Source organism: Streptomyces sp. NRRL S-337 (assembly GCF_000720175.1).
GTDB classification, from domain to species: Bacteria; Actinomycetota; Actinomycetes; order Streptomycetales; family Streptomycetaceae; genus Streptomyces; species Streptomyces siderophoricus.
In genome coordinates this window covers 58132-74812 of record NZ_JOIX01000035.1, presented here as the reverse complement: position 1 = coordinate 74812, position 16681 = coordinate 58132, and the positions used below count along the sequence as shown (strand labels likewise).

The 16681-nt window shown below is 70.3% G+C and carries 12 protein-coding genes; 2 read left to right on the top strand and 10 right to left on the bottom strand.

What is annotated here, in order from left to right:
• Nucleotides 1-443 precede the first annotated feature (443 nt).
• Nucleotides 444-1073: an ATP-binding protein gene (locus IG62_RS50215; protein WP_030806794.1), complete on the top strand. Its 630-nt coding sequence runs from the start codon at nucleotides 444-446 to the stop codon at nucleotides 1071-1073.
• Here IG62_RS50215 and IG62_RS0123745 read toward each other — a convergent pair.
• From IG62_RS0123745 to IG62_RS0123700, 10 genes are all read right to left on the bottom strand, one after another.
• Nucleotides 1036-2577, bottom strand: coding sequence for an amino acid permease (locus tag IG62_RS0123745; RefSeq protein WP_030806791.1), 1542 nt, complete (start codon nucleotides 2575-2577; stop codon nucleotides 1036-1038). The two genes, IG62_RS50215 and IG62_RS0123745, sit on opposite strands and share 38 nt — an antisense overlap.
• Before the next feature lie 247 nt (nucleotides 2578-2824).
• On the bottom strand, nucleotides 2825-3829 hold the full coding sequence (gene argF / locus IG62_RS0123740) for an ornithine carbamoyltransferase (RefSeq protein ID WP_030806788.1): 1005 nt from the start codon (nucleotides 3827-3829) through the stop codon (nucleotides 2825-2827).
• 184 nt (nucleotides 3830-4013) lie between these two features.
• Entirely contained in the window at nucleotides 4014-5249 is a 1236-nt protein-coding gene (locus IG62_RS0123735) for an arginine deiminase (RefSeq protein ID WP_030806785.1), read from the bottom strand.
• Between the two features lie 929 nt (nucleotides 5250-6178).
• Entirely contained in the window at nucleotides 6179-8896 is a 2718-nt protein-coding gene (locus IG62_RS0123730) for a polynucleotide kinase-phosphatase (protein WP_078872194.1), read from the bottom strand.
• Nucleotides 8893-10518 carry a 3' terminal RNA ribose 2'-O-methyltransferase Hen1 gene (locus tag IG62_RS0123725; protein WP_037839125.1) on the bottom strand — a complete coding sequence of 542 codons (1626 nt, stop codon included), beginning with the start codon at nucleotides 10516-10518 and terminating at the stop codon, nucleotides 8893-8895. Before IG62_RS0123725 ends, IG62_RS0123730 begins: the two co-directional genes overlap by 4 nt.
• A gap of 176 nt (nucleotides 10519-10694) precedes the next feature.
• The gene (locus IG62_RS0123720) at nucleotides 10695-11618 is read right to left on the bottom strand and encodes an LLM class F420-dependent oxidoreductase (RefSeq protein ID WP_030806777.1); all 924 of its coding nucleotides are present in this window, start codon (nucleotides 11616-11618) and stop codon (nucleotides 10695-10697) included.
• 684 nt (nucleotides 11619-12302) lie between these two features.
• Nucleotides 12303-12758: a DUF6099 family protein gene (locus IG62_RS0123715; RefSeq protein ID WP_030806775.1), complete on the bottom strand. Its 456-nt coding sequence runs from the start codon at nucleotides 12756-12758 to the stop codon at nucleotides 12303-12305.
• Between the two features lie 302 nt (nucleotides 12759-13060).
• On the bottom strand, nucleotides 13061-13420 hold the full coding sequence (locus IG62_RS0123710; protein ID WP_030806772.1) for a nucleotide pyrophosphohydrolase: 360 nt from the start codon (nucleotides 13418-13420) through the stop codon (nucleotides 13061-13063).
• Complete coding sequence (locus tag IG62_RS0123705; RefSeq protein WP_030806768.1) at nucleotides 13417-14856, bottom strand: hypothetical protein; 1440 nt, start codon at nucleotides 14854-14856, stop codon at nucleotides 13417-13419. The genes IG62_RS0123710 and IG62_RS0123705 overlap by 4 nt, the downstream gene beginning before the upstream one ends.
• A 55-nt stretch (nucleotides 14857-14911) precedes the next feature.
• Entirely contained in the window at nucleotides 14912-15301 is a 390-nt protein-coding gene (locus IG62_RS0123700) for a cell division protein SepF (RefSeq protein ID WP_030806765.1), read from the bottom strand.
• 221 nt (nucleotides 15302-15522) lie between these two features.
• Between IG62_RS0123700 and corA the strand changes: the two genes are divergently transcribed.
• A complete protein-coding gene (corA, locus tag IG62_RS0123695; protein ID WP_030806755.1) occupies nucleotides 15523-16680 on the top strand; it encodes a magnesium/cobalt transporter CorA in 1158 nt (385 codons plus the stop codon).
• Nucleotide 16681: the final 1 nt, after the last annotated feature.

The following is a 16681-nucleotide window of genomic DNA, read 5'->3' as shown; positions in this document are numbered from 1 at the left end:
GCCGGAACAGCACCCACAACTCGTCCGGCACCAACCGCTCAACCAGATCCGCCATGCGCAGCTCAACGAGCGATCACGCCATCAGAAACGGCGTCTAAGGGCCTCCCACCACCGCCCCTGATCGGACCAGCGCGGCAGCATCACCGGGTCACCGTTGTCACCGGGTCGCCCTTCGCGCGCCGCCCACGGGTCACCCCTCACCCGCCGTCGCCGCCGCCGGCACCGCCGCCCGTACGCGCCTCCCTACGCCCCATACGCGCCGGGGCCCGCCCCGACCCCGCCCGGCCCCGCCGGGTCGAAGGTCCCGCCCGTTCGGGACTTTGGTCCGCCTCGCGTATGACCTGGGTCACGTACCTTGCGGCCGCCCGGCCCTGCCCAGGCTGCCCCGCGCTTCCTACGGTGGAACCGTCCGAGCCCGCCCTCGCGAACGGAACGCCGCCCGCATGCTGGAATCGCCTCCGCCGTCGAGCTGGCGCATCGCGCTTCCTCGGGGAGCGACGGCCGTCCCCATCGCCCGTGCGATGGTCCGCTGCGCGCTCCAGGACCTGGGGACCACCGCCGACCGCACCACCGCTCAGCTGCTGACCGCCGAGTTGGTCGCCAACGCCCTCAAGCACACCAGGGACGGTCACCCCATCGAGCTGGTGGTGGAGCGGGGGCCGGACGGGTGTCGGGTGGAGGTGCACGACGGCGACGCGGTGCTCTTCGAGGGGCTGGGAGAGTCGCTGCCGATGGCGATACCGCTGGCCCTGGCGCTGCCGCTGCCGGCGGTCGGACCGGGCGAGCCTGTGTCGATGACCGGGACAGGCGCCTCCCTGGCGATCTCCGGACCGGACACACCGTCCCCGTTGGACGAGCCGGGGGACGAACGAGGAGACGGACCGGGGGACGTACCGGTCGCCGTAACCGCGCCCCCCGCACCCGCTCCCGTCTCCGCCCCCACCCCCGCCATCCGAAGCCGCGGGCTGCTCCTGGTGCGTTCGCTCAGTTCCGCCTCCGGCTGTCGGCGCACCGGGCAGGGTAAAGCGGTCTGGTTCACCCTTCCCGAAGTGCACCGGCCGCGCCGGCGCTGACCGCCGCCTCGTGCTCCCTCTCGGCGTCCCTCTCGCTGTCCGCCCCGTCGTCCCCGTCCTCCGCAGTCGGCGCGGAGACCGTGCCGGGGCCGCCGGCCTGGCCGAGGCGGGAGTGGCGGCGCCCGTAGAGCGTGTAGACCAGCGCGCCGGCCACCAGGAAGCCCGCGAACTGCAGCCAGGTCGCCAGGCCGGTCCCGTAGATCAGATAGCCGCAGAACGCGATGCCGAGAATCGGGCTGAGCGGGAAGAACGGGACGCGGAAGCGGCGCGGCAGATCGGGCCGGGTCCGGCGGAGCACCAGCACGCTGAGATTGACCGCCGCCATGACCGCCAGCGTCCCAATGGTGGTCAGGTTCATCACCACGTCCAGGGGGACGACCGCGGCGGGCACGGCAAAGACGGCCGCGACGATCCAGGTGTTGGCGACCGGCGTGGACGTACGCGGCGAGATCCTTTGGAAGACGCGCGGGACGAGTCCGTCCCGCGACATCGACATCAGGATGCGGGTCTGTCCGTACATCACCGCGAGGACGACGGACGCGATGGCGACCACCGCGCCGAAGGCGATGACCCCGCCGCCGAACGTGGAGTGGGTGACCCGGTTGACGATCAGCGACAGCGCGGCGGGCTGGTCGGCGACCTGGTCGGAGGAGAGCGCGCCGATGGCGGAGACCGCGACCAGGCAGTACAGCACGGTGACCACGCCGATGCAGATCATGATGGCGAGGGGGACGTTCCGCCGCGGGTTCCTGACCTCTTCCCCGGCCGTGGTGATCGCGTCGAAGCCGATGTACGAGAAGAAGGCGACCGAGGCGCCGGAGGTGATCCCGGCGATGCTCTGCGGCGCGAACGGCGAGAGGTGGCCGGCCCGGAAGGCGGTGAAGCCGATCGCGCAGAACAGCACCAGGATCGCCAGCTTCAGCACCGCCATCGCGGCGGTCGCGCGGGCGCTCTCCCGGATGCCGCGGACCAGCAGCAGCGCGGCGAGCACGATCACTACGACGGCGGGGACGTTGACGATCCCGCCCTCGCCGGGTGGGTTGGAGAGCGCGGCCGGCAGCTGCCAGCCGGTCAGGCTGCCCAGCAGTTCGTTCAGGTACTGCCCCCAGCCGACGGCCACGGCCGACACCGAGACGCCGTATTCGAGCAGCAAACACCAACCGACGAGGAAGGCGGTGCGCTCGCCGAGGGTGGCGTACGCATAGGAATACGAGCTGCCGGACACCGGGATCGCTCCGCCCAGTTCCCCGAAGGAGAAGGCGGTGAAGACGCAGGTGGCGGCGGCCAGCAGGAAGGAGACGATGACCGCGGGGCCGGCCTCGGCGACGGTGTCGGAGAGGCCGACGAAGATGCCGGTGCCGACGATGGCGCCGATGCCGAAGCAGACGAGCTGGAAGAGGCCCATGCTGCGCTTGAGGCCGTTGCCTTCACGGTCCGCGCCCGATTCGGCGACGAGGAGGTCGGGGGACTTGATGCGCAGTCCGGAGGGACCTGGGGCACGCATGGGCGTTCTCTCTCTGGTGGTGCGGTGCGCGTGGCACGGGTGGGCCACGCACGAGCGGGGTCCGGACCGGTGGGTCCGAACCCCGCTAGCGGCTCGATGGTAGCCGCCGGAGCTGCATGATCGCCCTATGGGACGTATGCCTATGCGGTGTGATATTGCCGATATGGGCGATGCGGTGTGATATCGCCGACGGCGGGCGAGAGAACGGGCCGCCGGCGCCCGCGGCGACGCGCGAAATCCGCCACCCCTAGCCGGCGAGCGTCGCGACCAGTACCGCCTTGATGGTGTGCATCCGGTTCTCCGCCTCGTCGAAGACGACCGAGTGCGCGGACTCGAAGACCTCGTCGGTGACCTCCAGCGACGACAGGCCGTGCCGCGCGTGGATCTCCCGGCCGACCGCCGTGCCCAGGTCGTGGTACGCGGGCAGGCAGTGCAGGAACTTCACGTCCGGCTTGCCGGTGGCACGCAGCACGTCCATCGTGACCGCGTACGGCGCCAGCAGCGCGATCCGCTCGTCCCACACCTCCTTGGGTTCGCCCATGGACACCCAGACGTCGGTGGCGACGAAGTCCGCACCGCGCACACCGTCGGCGACGTCCTCGGTGAGCGTGATCCGGGCCCCGCTGGCGTCGGCGAGCTCGTGCGCCCGGGCGATCACCGTCTCCTCGGGCCAGAGCTCCTTCGGCGCCACGATCCGTACGTCCATGCCGAGCAGGGCGCCGGTGACGAGGTAGGAGTTGCCCATGTTGTTGCGGGCGTCGCCGAGGTAGGCGAAGGCGGTCTCCTCCAGCGGGCGGCCCCCGCCGTGCTCCACCATGGTCAGGACGTCGGCGAGCATCTGGGTCGGGTGCCAGTCGTCGGTCAGCCCGTTGAAGACCGGTACGCCGGCGTGCGCGGCCAGCTCCTCGACGTCGGACTGGCGGCTGCCGCGGAACTCGATGCCGTCGAACATCCGGCCCAGCACCCGCGCGGTGTCCTTGACCGACTCCTTGTGCCCGATCTGCGAACCGGACGGGTCGAGGTAGGTGGTCGAGGCGCCCTGGTCCGCGGCCGCGACCTCGAAGGAACAGCGGGTCCTGGTGGAGGTCTTCTCGAAGATCAGGGCGATGTTCTTGCCGCGGAGGCGGGGGACCTCGGTACCGGCGCGCTTCGCCGCTTTCAGCTCGGCCGCGAGGTCGATCAGTCGGCGGAACTCCTCGGCGCTGAAGTCCAGCTCCTTGAGGAAGTGGCGGCCCGTGAGGTCTATCGCCATCGGTCGGCTCCTGTTTCGCGGCGGTCGGGGACGGGGGTTGGATTGGATTGGAAGTGTATACGACGTCTCGTATCTATATACAGCACGCCCTCCGTGCGGCTGCCGCGCCGTACCTGTGGCTGTCACGCCATACCTGCGGCTGCCGCGTCGTACGCGCACCCGCCCCCCGCCACCGCCGCACGCCTCAGCCTGCCCCGGGCACCGCGTCCCTCGCCACCGGACAGCTCATACAGCGCGGCCCACCCCGGCCCCGCCCCAGCTCGCTCCCCGGAATCGTGATCACCTCAATGCCGCGCTTGCGCAGAAAGGTGTTCGTAGTGACGTTCCGCTCGTACGCCACCACCACGCCGGGCTCCACGGCGAGCACATTGCAGCCGTCGTCCCACTGCTCGCGCTCCGCAGAGTGCACGTCCTGGGTCGCGGTCAGCACCCGGATGTCGGACAGTCCCAGCGAGGCCGCTATGGCGCGGTGCATGTGCTCCGGCGGATGATCGGTGACCTTGACGTCCTGCTCGCCCGAGCCGGGCTCGATGGTGTACGAGCGGAGCATGCCGAGGCCCTCGTACTGGGTGAAGGTATCCCCGTCGATCATGGTCATGACGGTGTCCAGGTGCATGAACGCCCGCCGTTTGGGCATGTCCAGCGCCACGATCGTGCGCGCCGAACCGGCCGCGAACAGCCCGCGCGCCAGCAGCTCGACGGCCTGCGGAGTGGTCCGCTCGCTCATCCCGATCAGCACCGCACCGCTGCCCATGACCAGGACATCGCCGCCCTCGATCGTCGAGGGGTAGTCCGCCTGCCCCTCCGACCAGACGTGGAAGTCCTCGCCCCGGAAGAGGGGGTGGTAGCGGTAGATCGCCTCGTAATGGACGGTCTCGCGCTGCCGGGCCGGCCAGCGCATCGAGTTGATCGACACCCCGTCGTAGATCCAGGCGGAGGTGTCGCGCGTGAAGAGGTGATTGGGCAGCGGACCCAGCAGGAAGTCGTCCAGATCCATCACGTGGAAGCGGACCGAGGTCGGTTCGGGATGGTGCTCCAGGAACTCGCGCTTGGTCATCCCGCCGACCAGCGCCTCGACGAGTTCCGGGACGGGCATTTCGTCGAAGGCGGCGCGCAGATGGTCGGTGGCCAGCGGCCCGTACAGCTTCTCGTCGAAGACCCGGTCCAGGACCAGCTCGCGGGCCGCAGGGATCTGCAGGCTCTCGGCCAGCAGATCTCCGAAGAGGTGCACTTCCACGCCCCGGTCGCGCAGTACGTCGGCGAACCCGTCGTGCTCGGCCCGCGCCCGGCGTACCCACAGCACGTCGTCGAAGAGCAAGGCGTCCTTGTTGGTGGGGGTGAGCCGCTTCAGCTCCAGATCGGGACGATGCAGGATGACCCGGCGCAGCCGCCCGGCCTCGGAGTCGACTTGGAATCCCATCTCCCCATCTTGGCCGCTCCGGGGGCCGGGTGGAGGGAGTCGGCCGATGTGGGGTGCACGGGTCGGTCGACGGGGTGGGTGGTGGGTGGCTGGGTGGGGGGTCGGGTCTGTAGTGGTGGGGGTCGGGTCCTTGGCGGGGGTCAGGCCTTTGGTGGGGGACGGGTCCTTGGTGGCCGGGGCCTTGGTGGTGGCCGGGTCCGTGGTGGCCGGGTCGGGCGACTCGCCGTGTGGAGGGATGGAAGGGGCAGGGCAGCGCGAGACAGGCGCCTGCCTACGGGACAGGTGGTCACCACTGCCCGGCGGCAGGTGTACGGTCCCGACGGCGGTCGGCCATGCGCATGGCCTGGTCACGGGCGGCTTCGCCGCCTCCGTTGCGCCCCGCCCGCAGCGTGACCGCCGCCCCCACCGTCGACCGCCCCGTCACCGCGACCGTCCCCGTCACCCCCGCGACGATCCAACCCACCCTCAATGCACCCGCCCACCGCCCCGGCGGCCAGGCGCAGCACCTCGAGACACCACTGCCCGAGCGCCGCGGACGACTCGGCTCAACGCATCGTCCGGACCCACGAGTTGCTCGAACGCACCGACCTGCCCGTCCACCCGGTGGCCGAACTCTCAGGCCTGGGCCGCGCCGCCAACTCCCCCCCCCCGGCCACTTCACCCGCACGGTAGGCGTACCACCGAACGACTACCGACGGCCCAACCGCACAACGAGCGCGACAAGCACGACACGCACCACAGGCACAACAGGCACAACAGGCACAACAGGCACAACAGGCACAACCTGATGGCGGGCGCGCCCTCAACGGCCTGACGAACGCCCCCGTCAGGCCAACGGCGCACGAGCGAGCGCCGCCGTTGGCCTGACGGGCGACCGCGCCACTTCGACCAGCAGGGGCGAGCGCGCCACCTCGGTCAGCAGGCTGCCCCTACAGCCGCGGGTCCACCGGCTCCGACTCCAGCGCGAGCACGCCGAACACCGCCTCGTGCACCCGCCACAGCGGCTCGCCCTCCGCCATCCGGTCCAACGCCTCCAGGCCCAGCGCGTATTCCCGCAGTGCCAGCGAACGCTTGTGGCCCAAGTGGCGTATGCGCAGCCGCTTGAGATTGTCCGGACGGGTGTACTCCGGCCCGTAGATGATCCGCAGGTACTCGCGGCCGCGGCATTTGACGCCCGGCTGGATGAGCCGCCCGTCCGGCTGCCGTATCAGCGCCTGCACCGGTTTGACGACCATCCCCTCGCCGCCGTCCGCGGTCAGCTCCAGCCACCACCGGATGCCGGCCACGACCGACGCCTCGTCCTCGGTGTCGACGACGATCCGCCGGGTCGTGGCCAGCAGCCCGGCCCCGCCTGCGGCACGTCCGCCTCCGGACACCCCGTCGTCCTGGCCGGCCACCACGCCCTCCGCCGCCACGATGCGGTCGATCAGCGCCAGTTGCTCCGTATGTGCCAGCCCGGCGAGGCTGCGCCCCTGTACGGCGAGGATCTGGAACGGCGCCAGCCGCACTCCCTCCAGCGCCCCGAGCCCGTCCGGCGCCGCCCGCTCGCCGACGCGCCAGCAGTAGCGCCGGTACGCCGCCGTGAACGCCGCGGCGTCCGCCGCCCGGTCCCGCTGCCGCTGGAGCAGCGGTGCCACCTCCACCCCGCGGCCGGCCGCCGCCTCCAGCGCGCCGAGCACGCCCGGGAACGCCGCCCCGGACGCCGCGCCCACCGCTGCGTACTGCTTGCGCAGCAGCCCGGTCGCCTTGAGCGACCACGGCATCAACTCCGCGTCCAGCAGCAGCCAGTCGGTCTCCAGCTCCTCCCACAGCCCGGCCTCCGCGACGCACGCGGCGACCCGCCGCAGCAGGGTTCCGGTCACCTCCGGGCCGTCGAAGAACGGCCGTCCCGTACGGGTGTAGAGCGCACCCTGGACCCCCTTGGGCGCCCCGAAACGCTCCGTGGCCACCGTTTCGTCGCGGCACACCAGCACCACCGCACGGGACCCCATGTGCTTCTCCTCGCACACCACTTCCCGTACGCCGTCCGCCCGGTACCCGGCGAACGCCTCCGCCGGGTGCTCCAGGTAGCCGTCCTCCTGCGACGTCGCGCAGGGCGCCATCGTCGGCGGGAGGTACGGCAGCAGCCGCGGGTCGATCGCGAAGCGGCTCATGACCTCCAGCGCGGCCGCCGCATTCTCCTCCTTCACGGCGAGCCGGCCCATGTGGCGGGTCTCCACGATCCGCCGGCCGGCGACGTCGCCCAGGTCGAGCGGACGGCCGTCCGCGCCGCCCGGCGCCTCGCTGGCGAGCGGCTTCGTCGGCTCGTACCAGACCCGTTCCGCCGGTACGTCCACCAGCTCCCGCTCCGGCCAGCGCAGCGCGGTCATCCGGCCGCCGAAGACGCACCCGGTGTCCAGGCAGATGGTGTTGTTCAGCCAGGTGGCACGCGGGGTGGGTGTGTGTCCGTAGACCACGGCGGCGCGGCCGCGGTAGTCCTCGGCCCACGGGTAGCGCACCGGCAGGCCGAACTCATCGGTCTCGCCGGTCGTGTCGCCGTACAGCGCGAAGGACCGCACCCGGCCGGACGTCCGGCCGTGGTACTTCTCCGGCAGCCCGGCGTGGCAGACCACCAGTCCGCCTCCGTCGAGGACGTAGTGGCTGACCAGCCCGTGCAGGAACGTCCCCACCTCGTCCCGGAAGGCGGCGTCCTCCTGCTCAAGCTGCTCGACGGTTTCGGCGAGACCGTGGGTGTGCTGGACCTTGCGACCCTTGAGGTAGCGGCCGAGCTTGTTCTCGTGGTTGCCCGGTACGCAGAGCGCGTGCCCGGCCGCGACCATGCCCATCACCAGCCGCAGTACCCCGGGGCTGTCCGGCCCGCGGTCGACCAGATCCCCGACGAACACGGCGGTACGGCCCTGCGGGTGCGCCGCGTCCACGGCCCTGCCGAGCCCGTCGCGGACCAGGACGTACCCCAGCCGGCCGAGCAGCGTCTCCAGCTCGGAACGGCAGCCGTGGATGTCACCGATGATGTCGAACGGCCCTGTGAGGTGCCGCAGGTCGTTGAACCTGCGCTCCCTGACGACCTCGGCGGCATGGGCCTCCGCCTGGCCTCTGAGGTGGTGCACCTTGCGGAAGCCCTCACGCTCCAAGTGGCGCAGGGAACGGCGCAGTTCGCGCTGGTGGCGCTGGATGACGCGGCGCGGCAGACCGGCCCGGTCGGCACGCGTCGCGTTGCGCTCGGCACACACCTGCTCGGGCACGTCCAGCACGATCGCCACCGGGAGGACGTCGTGCTCCCGCGCCAGTCGCACCAGCTGGGTACGCCCTTCCGACTGCACGTTGGTGGCGTCGACGACCGTCAGCCGCCCGGCCGCCAGCCGCTTCCCCACGATGAAGTGCAGCACGTCGAACGCATCGCTGCTCGCGCTCTGGTCGTTCTCGTCATCGCTGACCAGCCCACGGCAGAAGTCGGAGGAGATGACCTCCGTCGCCTTGAAGTGCCGGGCCGCGAAGGTCGACTTACCGGACCCCGTGGCTCCGACCAACACCACCAGCGACAGGTCCGGCACCCCGAGCGCCCGCCGCGCCACGCGCCCCACGCGCCCTTCCTCATCCACTTCCACCGCTGCTTCCACCGCTACTTCCCGACGGTCGACGCCCGTCATACCGCAACCTCCTCCCCACTCACAGAACCACTTCCGTCCTCACATCTGCTGGCAACGGCGGCGGCACCAACACCGTTACCGGCCCCTGTTCCAGTTCCGGTAACGGTCCCGGCGGCGCTCTCGCCGCGATCACCGGCTACGACTGCAACCGCGACTGCGGCTGCGGCTTTCCCACTGCCGCCCTCCTCCGCCTGCCGGAAATGGGCGAGCTGTGTCGGCGGCCCGACCTCGGGGTCGTCCGGCCCCACCGGGCGAAAGTCCACCTCGTAACCGTGCCGTGCGGCCACCTCCCGCGCCCAGCCCCGGAACTCCTCCCGGGTCCACTCGAAGCGGTGGTCCGCGTGCCGTACATGCCCGGCCGGCAGCGACTCCCAGCGCACGTTGTACTCGACGTTCGGCGTCGTCACCACGACCGTCCTCGGCCGGGCCGCCCCGAACACCGCGTACTCCAGCGCCGGCAACCGCTCCGGGTCGACGTGCTCGACGACTTCGCTGAGCACCGCCGCGTCATACCCCTTCAGCCGCGCGTCGGTGTACGCCAGCGACCCCTGTACGAGCCGTACGCGCGCCGCCTGCCGCTCAGGCATCCGGTCCAACCGCAGCCGGCGCCGCGCCTCGTGCAGCGCCCGCATCGACACGTCCATACCGACGATCTCGGTGAACTGCGGGTCCTTGAGCAGCGCGCCGACCAACTGGCCTTGTCCGCAGCCGAGATCGAGCACCCGCGCCGCCCCGGCCGACCGCAGCACCGCGAGGATCGCCTCCCTCCGCTGTACGGCGAGCGGCACCGGCCGTTCCTCGGTGTCCGCATTCTCGTCCACCGCGTTGTCGATCTCCTCGGCAGCCACGTCGTCCGACTCGGCCAGCCGTTCCAGCTCCAGCCGCGCCATGGCTTCCCGCGTCAGCGCCCAGCGCCGCGCGAGATAACGGCCGACGATCACCCGTTGTTCCGGATGCCCCTCCAGCCAGCCCTCACCGGCCCGCAGGAGCTTCTCGACCTCGTCGGGCGCGACCCAGTAGTGCTTGGCGTCGTCCAGCACCGGCAGCAGCACGTACAGATGCCGCAGCGCCTCGGCGAGCGTGCACTCCCCTTCCAGTACGAGCCGTACGTAGCGGGAGTCACCCCACTCCGGGAACGTCTCGTCCAGCGGCACCGCCTCGGCCAGCACCTGCCAGCCCAGCGGCTGGAACAGCTTGCGCACCAGCTCCGCACCGCCCCGGGCCGGCAGCACGGGCACCTCGATGCGCAACGGCATCGCCCGCGCCACCAGCTCCGGCCGCGCCGCACACTGCCCCTTCATCGCGCTGGAGAAGACGCTCCGCAACGCCACCGCCAGCAGCGAGGAGGCCGCATACGGGCGGTCGTTCACGTACTGCCCGAGCGCCGAGTCCGGAGCGCCGCCACGACCCTTGCCACGGCTCCGGCGCACCAGGGCGATGGGATCGACCTCCAGCAGCAGCGCCGCGGTGCACCGTTCCGTATCCGCCTCCGGATACAGGACATGTGCGGTGCCATGCGCCGTCGAGAACTGCTGCGCCTTGTCAGGATGCTTGTGCAGCAGGAATCCGAGGTCGGTCGCGGGACGGTCGGCGCTGCCGGTGGTGGTTATCGTCAGGAACACCGTCCGAGTATTACGGCACCGCTCCCCGATCCCCACCAGTTTTTCCAGCAGCCCCACTCCCCCTGCACCACCTCGGCCCAGCCGGCTCAACGCAGTTGGTTCGACTCGGCAACGCAGTCGATTCGCCTCAACAACGCATCGGTTCGCCCCGGCGCCACCGCTGACCGCTGACCGCCTCAGTCCAGCTGCGACTGCACCTGGTCCGAGATCAACTGCAGGTGGTCCAGATCGTCGAGGTCCAGGATCTGCAGGTAGACGCGTGAGGTGCCGATGGCGGCATAGCGCCCGATCTTGTCGACGACCTCCGCGGGGGAACCCGCAAGGCCGTTGGCCTTCAGTTCGTCCACATCCCGCCCGATGGCCGCGGCCCGCCGCGCCACCTCCGCATCGTCCTTGCCGACGCAGGCCACCAGGGCGTTGGAGTACACCAGCTCATCGCCCTTCCTCCCGGCGGCTTCGGCGGCCGCCCGCACCCGTCCGAACTGGCGCTCACTGTCTTCGAGCGAGGCGAAGGGGATGTTGAACTCATCGGCGTACTGCGCGGCCAGCCGCGGCGTACGGGTCGCGCCGTGCCCACCGATCAGCACCGGCACCTTGGCCTGCGCGGGCTTGGGCAGCGCCGGCGACTTCTCCAGCTGGTAGTAGGTCCCGTCGTAGGTGAACTCCTTTCCTGTCTCGGTGGCCCACAGGCCCGTGATGATCGCCAGCTGCTCCTCCAGCCGCGCGAACTTCTCCTTGGGAAACGGAATGCCGTACGCCTTGTGCTCCTCCTCGAACCACCCTGCTCCGAGGCCGAGTTCCACCCGGCCACCCGACATCTGGTCGACCTGCGCCACCTGAATGGCCAGCACACCCGGCAGCCGGAAGGTGCCCGCCGTCATCAGCGTGCCGAGCCGGATCCGCTTCGTCTCACGAGCCAGGCCCGCCAGGGTGATCCAGGCATCCGTCGGACCGGGCATCCCGTCGCCGTTGCCCATGCTCAGGTAATGGTCGGAGCGGAAAAAGGCATCGAAGCCGAGATCCTCCGTGGCCTTGGCGACCTTCAGAAGCGTGTCGTAGGAAGCCCCCTGCTGGGGCTCGGTGAAGATTCGTAGGTCCATACCTCCATCCTGCACTTCTCACGGCGGACCAACCGCGGCAGTGCCTCGTTGCATGGCGTTGCTTCAGGTACCGATCGGCCCCCCGGGCCCCGGCCGGGCCCTGCCCTGCTCATTCACCGCTGCTGGCTGCAGCGGTCCGCGCGGGCAGTCGATGGGCATAGGGACAGAGGGACATAGGGACAGAGCTCTGGCATACCTCGGCTGCGGCACGTGGCGCCGATGAGCGGCGGATTCAGGCCCGTCGGGGGCGGCCCCGCCCATGAGCGGGCTTCAGGGCACGAAAGCGACGGGCGACGGACTATGGGTGGCAGGCCGGACCTTTGCCGGTGGGCAATGGGCGGCGTCCGGTGAGGGCGGCCGGTGGCGAGAGCGCAGGGCCGAGTGCGCTGTGCCGTGACAGGTGCGCCGGGTCAGCGGTAGGTGGGCCCCACTGGCAGCCCCGTCTCGTATTGGCGGGCGATCCGTCAACAGCAGGCGAAGGGGCCGGCGCGCGGGTGCACAGGGTGCGCGGGTGCACAGGGTGCGCAGGGTGCGCGGGTGCGCAGGGTGCGCGGAGCATTCCGTCGGAAGGAGTGGCGGCGCTGCATGTGACCGCTAGCGCTGGCGTCAGGGAAACTGGCGTGGCAGGGCTACCGTTGTTGTCAGGCTTCTTCTGCTGTCCTCAGAATTCTTCTGCTGTCGTTCTCAGGCAGGGTTCGGGTCACGCACCTCCAATTTCTCCAGTATTCCGGTAACGCGGTCTCTCGATTCGTCGAGCGTGTCCATCGCCTCCACGCAGGTCCAGTACGTTCCTTCCTCCTCGGCGAGCAGCACCACTGCGACCAGTGCTTCGCATACGTCACGTAGCAGTCGGCACAGCGCCGACAAGGCAGCCCTGACGTCGCGCACCTCGGAGAGTTGTGCTGCCCGCAGTCCACCTCCGGCCGGCGTCGAGCGCGGCAGTCCCCCGCTGAACCGCCCGCTCGCAACGCCCAGCCCTTGGGCCCGGGACCGCACCTCGTACGGTCCGCATATCGCGAGATGGCTGCCTATCGCCTCCGCCAAGGCCTGCGCCTGCCACGCCTCGACGATCACGTCCTGCACCGTGGTCGACTCCGCCAGGCCGCGCCGGCTGGCCGCGATGATCCGCACCGCGTCCATCCTCTCCCCCTCCTTCCTTCTTCCTTCGCATGCACCCCGCACTCCTTTCACTACCCAGAGTGAGGGCCAACAGCCAAAAAAGCCAGGGGAATTCGCAAATCTGTGGACAACCAAGGCGCTGTGGATAGATCCATAACTCCATAGAGTGACGAGAGTCCGATTTGCGCGCGCCCCTCTCCCCTCGCGTCACATAACCCCCACCCGTCACACGATCGACTCAGGACACCAGAAAGACCTGTAATGACCCGATAATTCAGCATCAAGGGGGCGCCCCCGCTCCCGGAGTCGCCCCCTCCCGCCCGCTACTCGCCGCCCTCCCGAGGCCGGTCCGGCCGGGCTTGCCGGACCGCCGGGAAGCGCGTTTCGTTGCGCTCGATCTTCGCGGCCAGCGCTGCCAAGGCGTCGATCCCCAGCGCCTCGCAGAACTGCAGCAGATACGCCAGCACGTCCGCGACCTCGTCCTCGACCCGGCCGGCAACCCGCGGATCGGACATCACCTCCGCCGATTCCTCCGGGGTCAACCACTGGAAGATCTCGACGAGTTCCGCGGCCTCGACGCTCAGCGCCGCGGCCAGGTTCTTGGGGGTGTGGTACTGCTGCCAGTCCCGCGCTGCCGCGAATTCGGCCAGTCGTCGCTGCAACGCATGAAGATCCTCGCTCATGCTCCTAGGTGTAGCACCTGTACGCCGGGCAGTCCGTCGGCGACCGAGGGGTCCCGTACCGTGCCCAGCAGCCGGACATGTCCGCGTTCCGCCATGCGCACGGCCAGCGACACCAGCTCGCGCGCCTGCCTCCGGTCCATGCAGCGGTCCATTCCGTCGGCCATGACGGTCATCTGCTGTTGTGCCGAAGGGATCTCCCCGGCCGGATCCATGGCCAGCACGCCCGGCCCGGTCAGCAGCACCAGCGCCAGGGCGACGAACCGCAGCTCACCGTCGCCGAGCTGCTCGATGGGCATCTCGCCGAGTGTGCCCCGGTCGACCACGGCCTGCAGGCGCCGTTCTTCCGCCGCTGCCCCCTGCCCAGCCCGCTGAGAACCGGAACCGCTGCGCCCGCCGCCCGCCGGTGCTCCCGGTGTCGCCGGCGAAGGAACTGCGGCCGCCGCCTCCACCGGCTGGTCCGGTTGTCTTGGAACGGCGCGCAGTCCGTCGACCGGGCCGGCGCATGCCTCCCGCACTGCTGCGACCAGCACCGCATGCCGTCGTGCGCACTCCTTGCTCGTCCGCTCCAGTACGGCGGGCAGGTTGTCGCAGGAGGTCCGCAGCCGCCCCTCGTCATGCACCTCGTCGGCGTCGCGGCCCCAGCGTCCGGCCTCGCCATTGCCTCCGCTCCCGGTGCGGGCCCGCGTGCCCCAGCTACCGGCCGTTGTCGTCGCTGCCCCCTTTCCCGCGGCCTTGCCCGTGCCCGCCTTCTTGGCCCGGCCCCCCGTTCCGCCCGCGCCTACGGCGCCGGCTGCCATGGCCGCCCTCGTCCCCCGCATGACCTCCGGCCGGGGATCGCAGACGAACGCCGAGCGCAGCGCGACCACGACCTGCTCGGCGGCCGCCAGCACGAGCCGCTGGCCCTCCGTCTTGCCGGCGACGCGCAACGGCAACAGCGACGTGCCGAGACGGTCGTCGGGCAGCGGAGCGCGGGTGACCGGGGTCGTACCCGCGGTGTGCCAGGCCGCCTGCACCGCGGGACGCGCCGGGTCGGTGAGGGCGGTGGTCAGCAAGGTTTCGCCGCCGCCGGTCAACCGCTCGCCGACGATCCGGAGTTCGGGCTCGGCCTGTACGGCGAGATCGAGGTCGACCGGGCCGGCCGGGCCGTCGATCGTGCAGCCGATGCGGAAGCCGCGTCTGCCCTGTTCGTCGGGACGCGACCCCGCCGGCACACACGCCGATGCACTGCCCGCGACGTCCCGTACGGCCCGGGTCAGGGACTCCCCGCTTCCCAGGCGGGCGAGGATCTCGTACGCCTGCAGCGCACTGGATTTGCCGCTTCCGCTCTCGCCGCTCAAGAGGGTGAGCGGGCCGAGCGGCAGGGTGATGCCGCGATGGGTCTTGAAGGCGGAAAGCCGTAACTCGGTGACCGCCGGTCGCACACTGCCGGTATCCATATGCGGACGCTATGCAGTGGCGCGACCGGAGAACCGTTCCGCCCGATCACCCTTCCTACGAACGGGGGATGGCCCCCGTCACCGCCTCTTCGACCTCGGTGCCGACCGGTGCCAGAAGGAAGACGTTGGTGTCCACGCGGTGCATACCGCTGCCGAGTCCGAAGACGACACCACTGGAGAAGTCCAGGATGCGCTTGGCGACGTCGGTGTCGGCGCTGCTGAGGTCCAACAGGACCGGGATCTGTGCCATCAGGTACTCGGCGACCTCACGGGCATCCGCGAAGGTCTGGACCCGGATGACCATGAACCGCCGCTGCTCCTCGGCCGGTTCGTCCTCGGGGAGAGCGCGGTGGTCGGGCCAGGAGGGCCACTCACTACTGCCGCGGAGCGGGACGACCTCGGCGAGCCCTTCCCACTGTTCGTCGGTGGCATCGGGGCCGTTCACCGAATCACCTCACCCAGAGGAGCAATGGCTGTCTGCGGTATCTGCATCGCGCAATTCTAGGGATAAACATACAAAGCTCGCCGGACGCGACACACGCCGCGTCACGTCCCGTTCCATCCTGCACCATGGCCCCTGACCTGTGCTGACATCTGCGGCAGATATCCTGCGTCGAGATTCTGTGTGCCTGTTCATCCCCTCTTGTGACGGAGGTCGGTTCTGTCGTGAGCTCTGAACCTCCCGGCCGTCGGCCGCGTGGCCTGCGTGGCCTGCGCAAAACCGCGAAGAAGCGGCCCGCCGGACCCCCTCCCGCCGACAACGCGGACGGCTCCCAGCCGCAGGAACCGCCCGCCGAGAACGCCAGCAGCGTCATCACCGCCGCCCTGTATCGCGACGGACACCGCGTCAGCACCCACGACACACTTGCCGACGCGTTCCGGCAGCAGCGTGCCACTACGGACACCCTCGCCTGGATCGGGCTGCACCGCCCCACCCCCTCAGAACTGGTCACGCTGGCCTCGGAGTTCGATCTCCATCCGCTCGCCGTTGAAGACGCCCTGGAGGCTCACCAGCGCCCCAAGCTGGAACGCTACGGCGGCACCCTGTTCGTCGTGCTGCGCGCCGCTCGCTATCTGGACGACGCCGAAGAGGTCGACTTCGGCGAGCTGCACCTCTTCGTCGGGCGGGACTTCGTCATCACCGTGCGGCACGGGGGCGCACCGGACCTCACGGCCGTGCGCCGCCGTATGGAGGACGCCCCGGAGCTGCTCAAGCGCGGCCCGGAGGCCGTGCTCTACGCGATCCTCGACGCGGTCGTCGACGGCTATGCGCCGGTCGTGGCCGGGGTACAGACCGACATCGACGAGATCGAGACCGAGGTGTTCGGCGGCGACCCGCGCGTCTCCCGCCGCATTTACGAACTCTCCCGGGAGGTCGTGGAGTTCCAGCGCGCGACCCGTCCGCTGAACGGCATCCTGGAGAGCCTGACCGCGGGCTTCGAGAAGTATGCGATCGACGAGGAGCTGCGCCGCTATCTGCGGGACGTGGCGGACCACGTCCTGCACACCACGGAGCGGGTGGACGGCTTCCGGCAGGCCCTCCAGGACATCCTCACCGTCAACGCCACTCTGGTGAACCAGCAGCAGAACGCCGAGATGCGGGCCCTGGCCGAGGCGGGCTTCGAGCAGAACGAGGAGGTCAAGAAGATCTCGTCGTGGGCGGCGATCCTGTTCGCACCGACGCTGGTCGGGACGATCTACGGCATGAACTTCCACAACATGCCGGAGCTGCACTGGGGGTTCGGATATCCCTTCGCCATCGGGCTGATGGTGGTGGTGTGCGTGAGCCTGTACTTCATTTTCAAGCGGCGGGACTGGCTCTGAG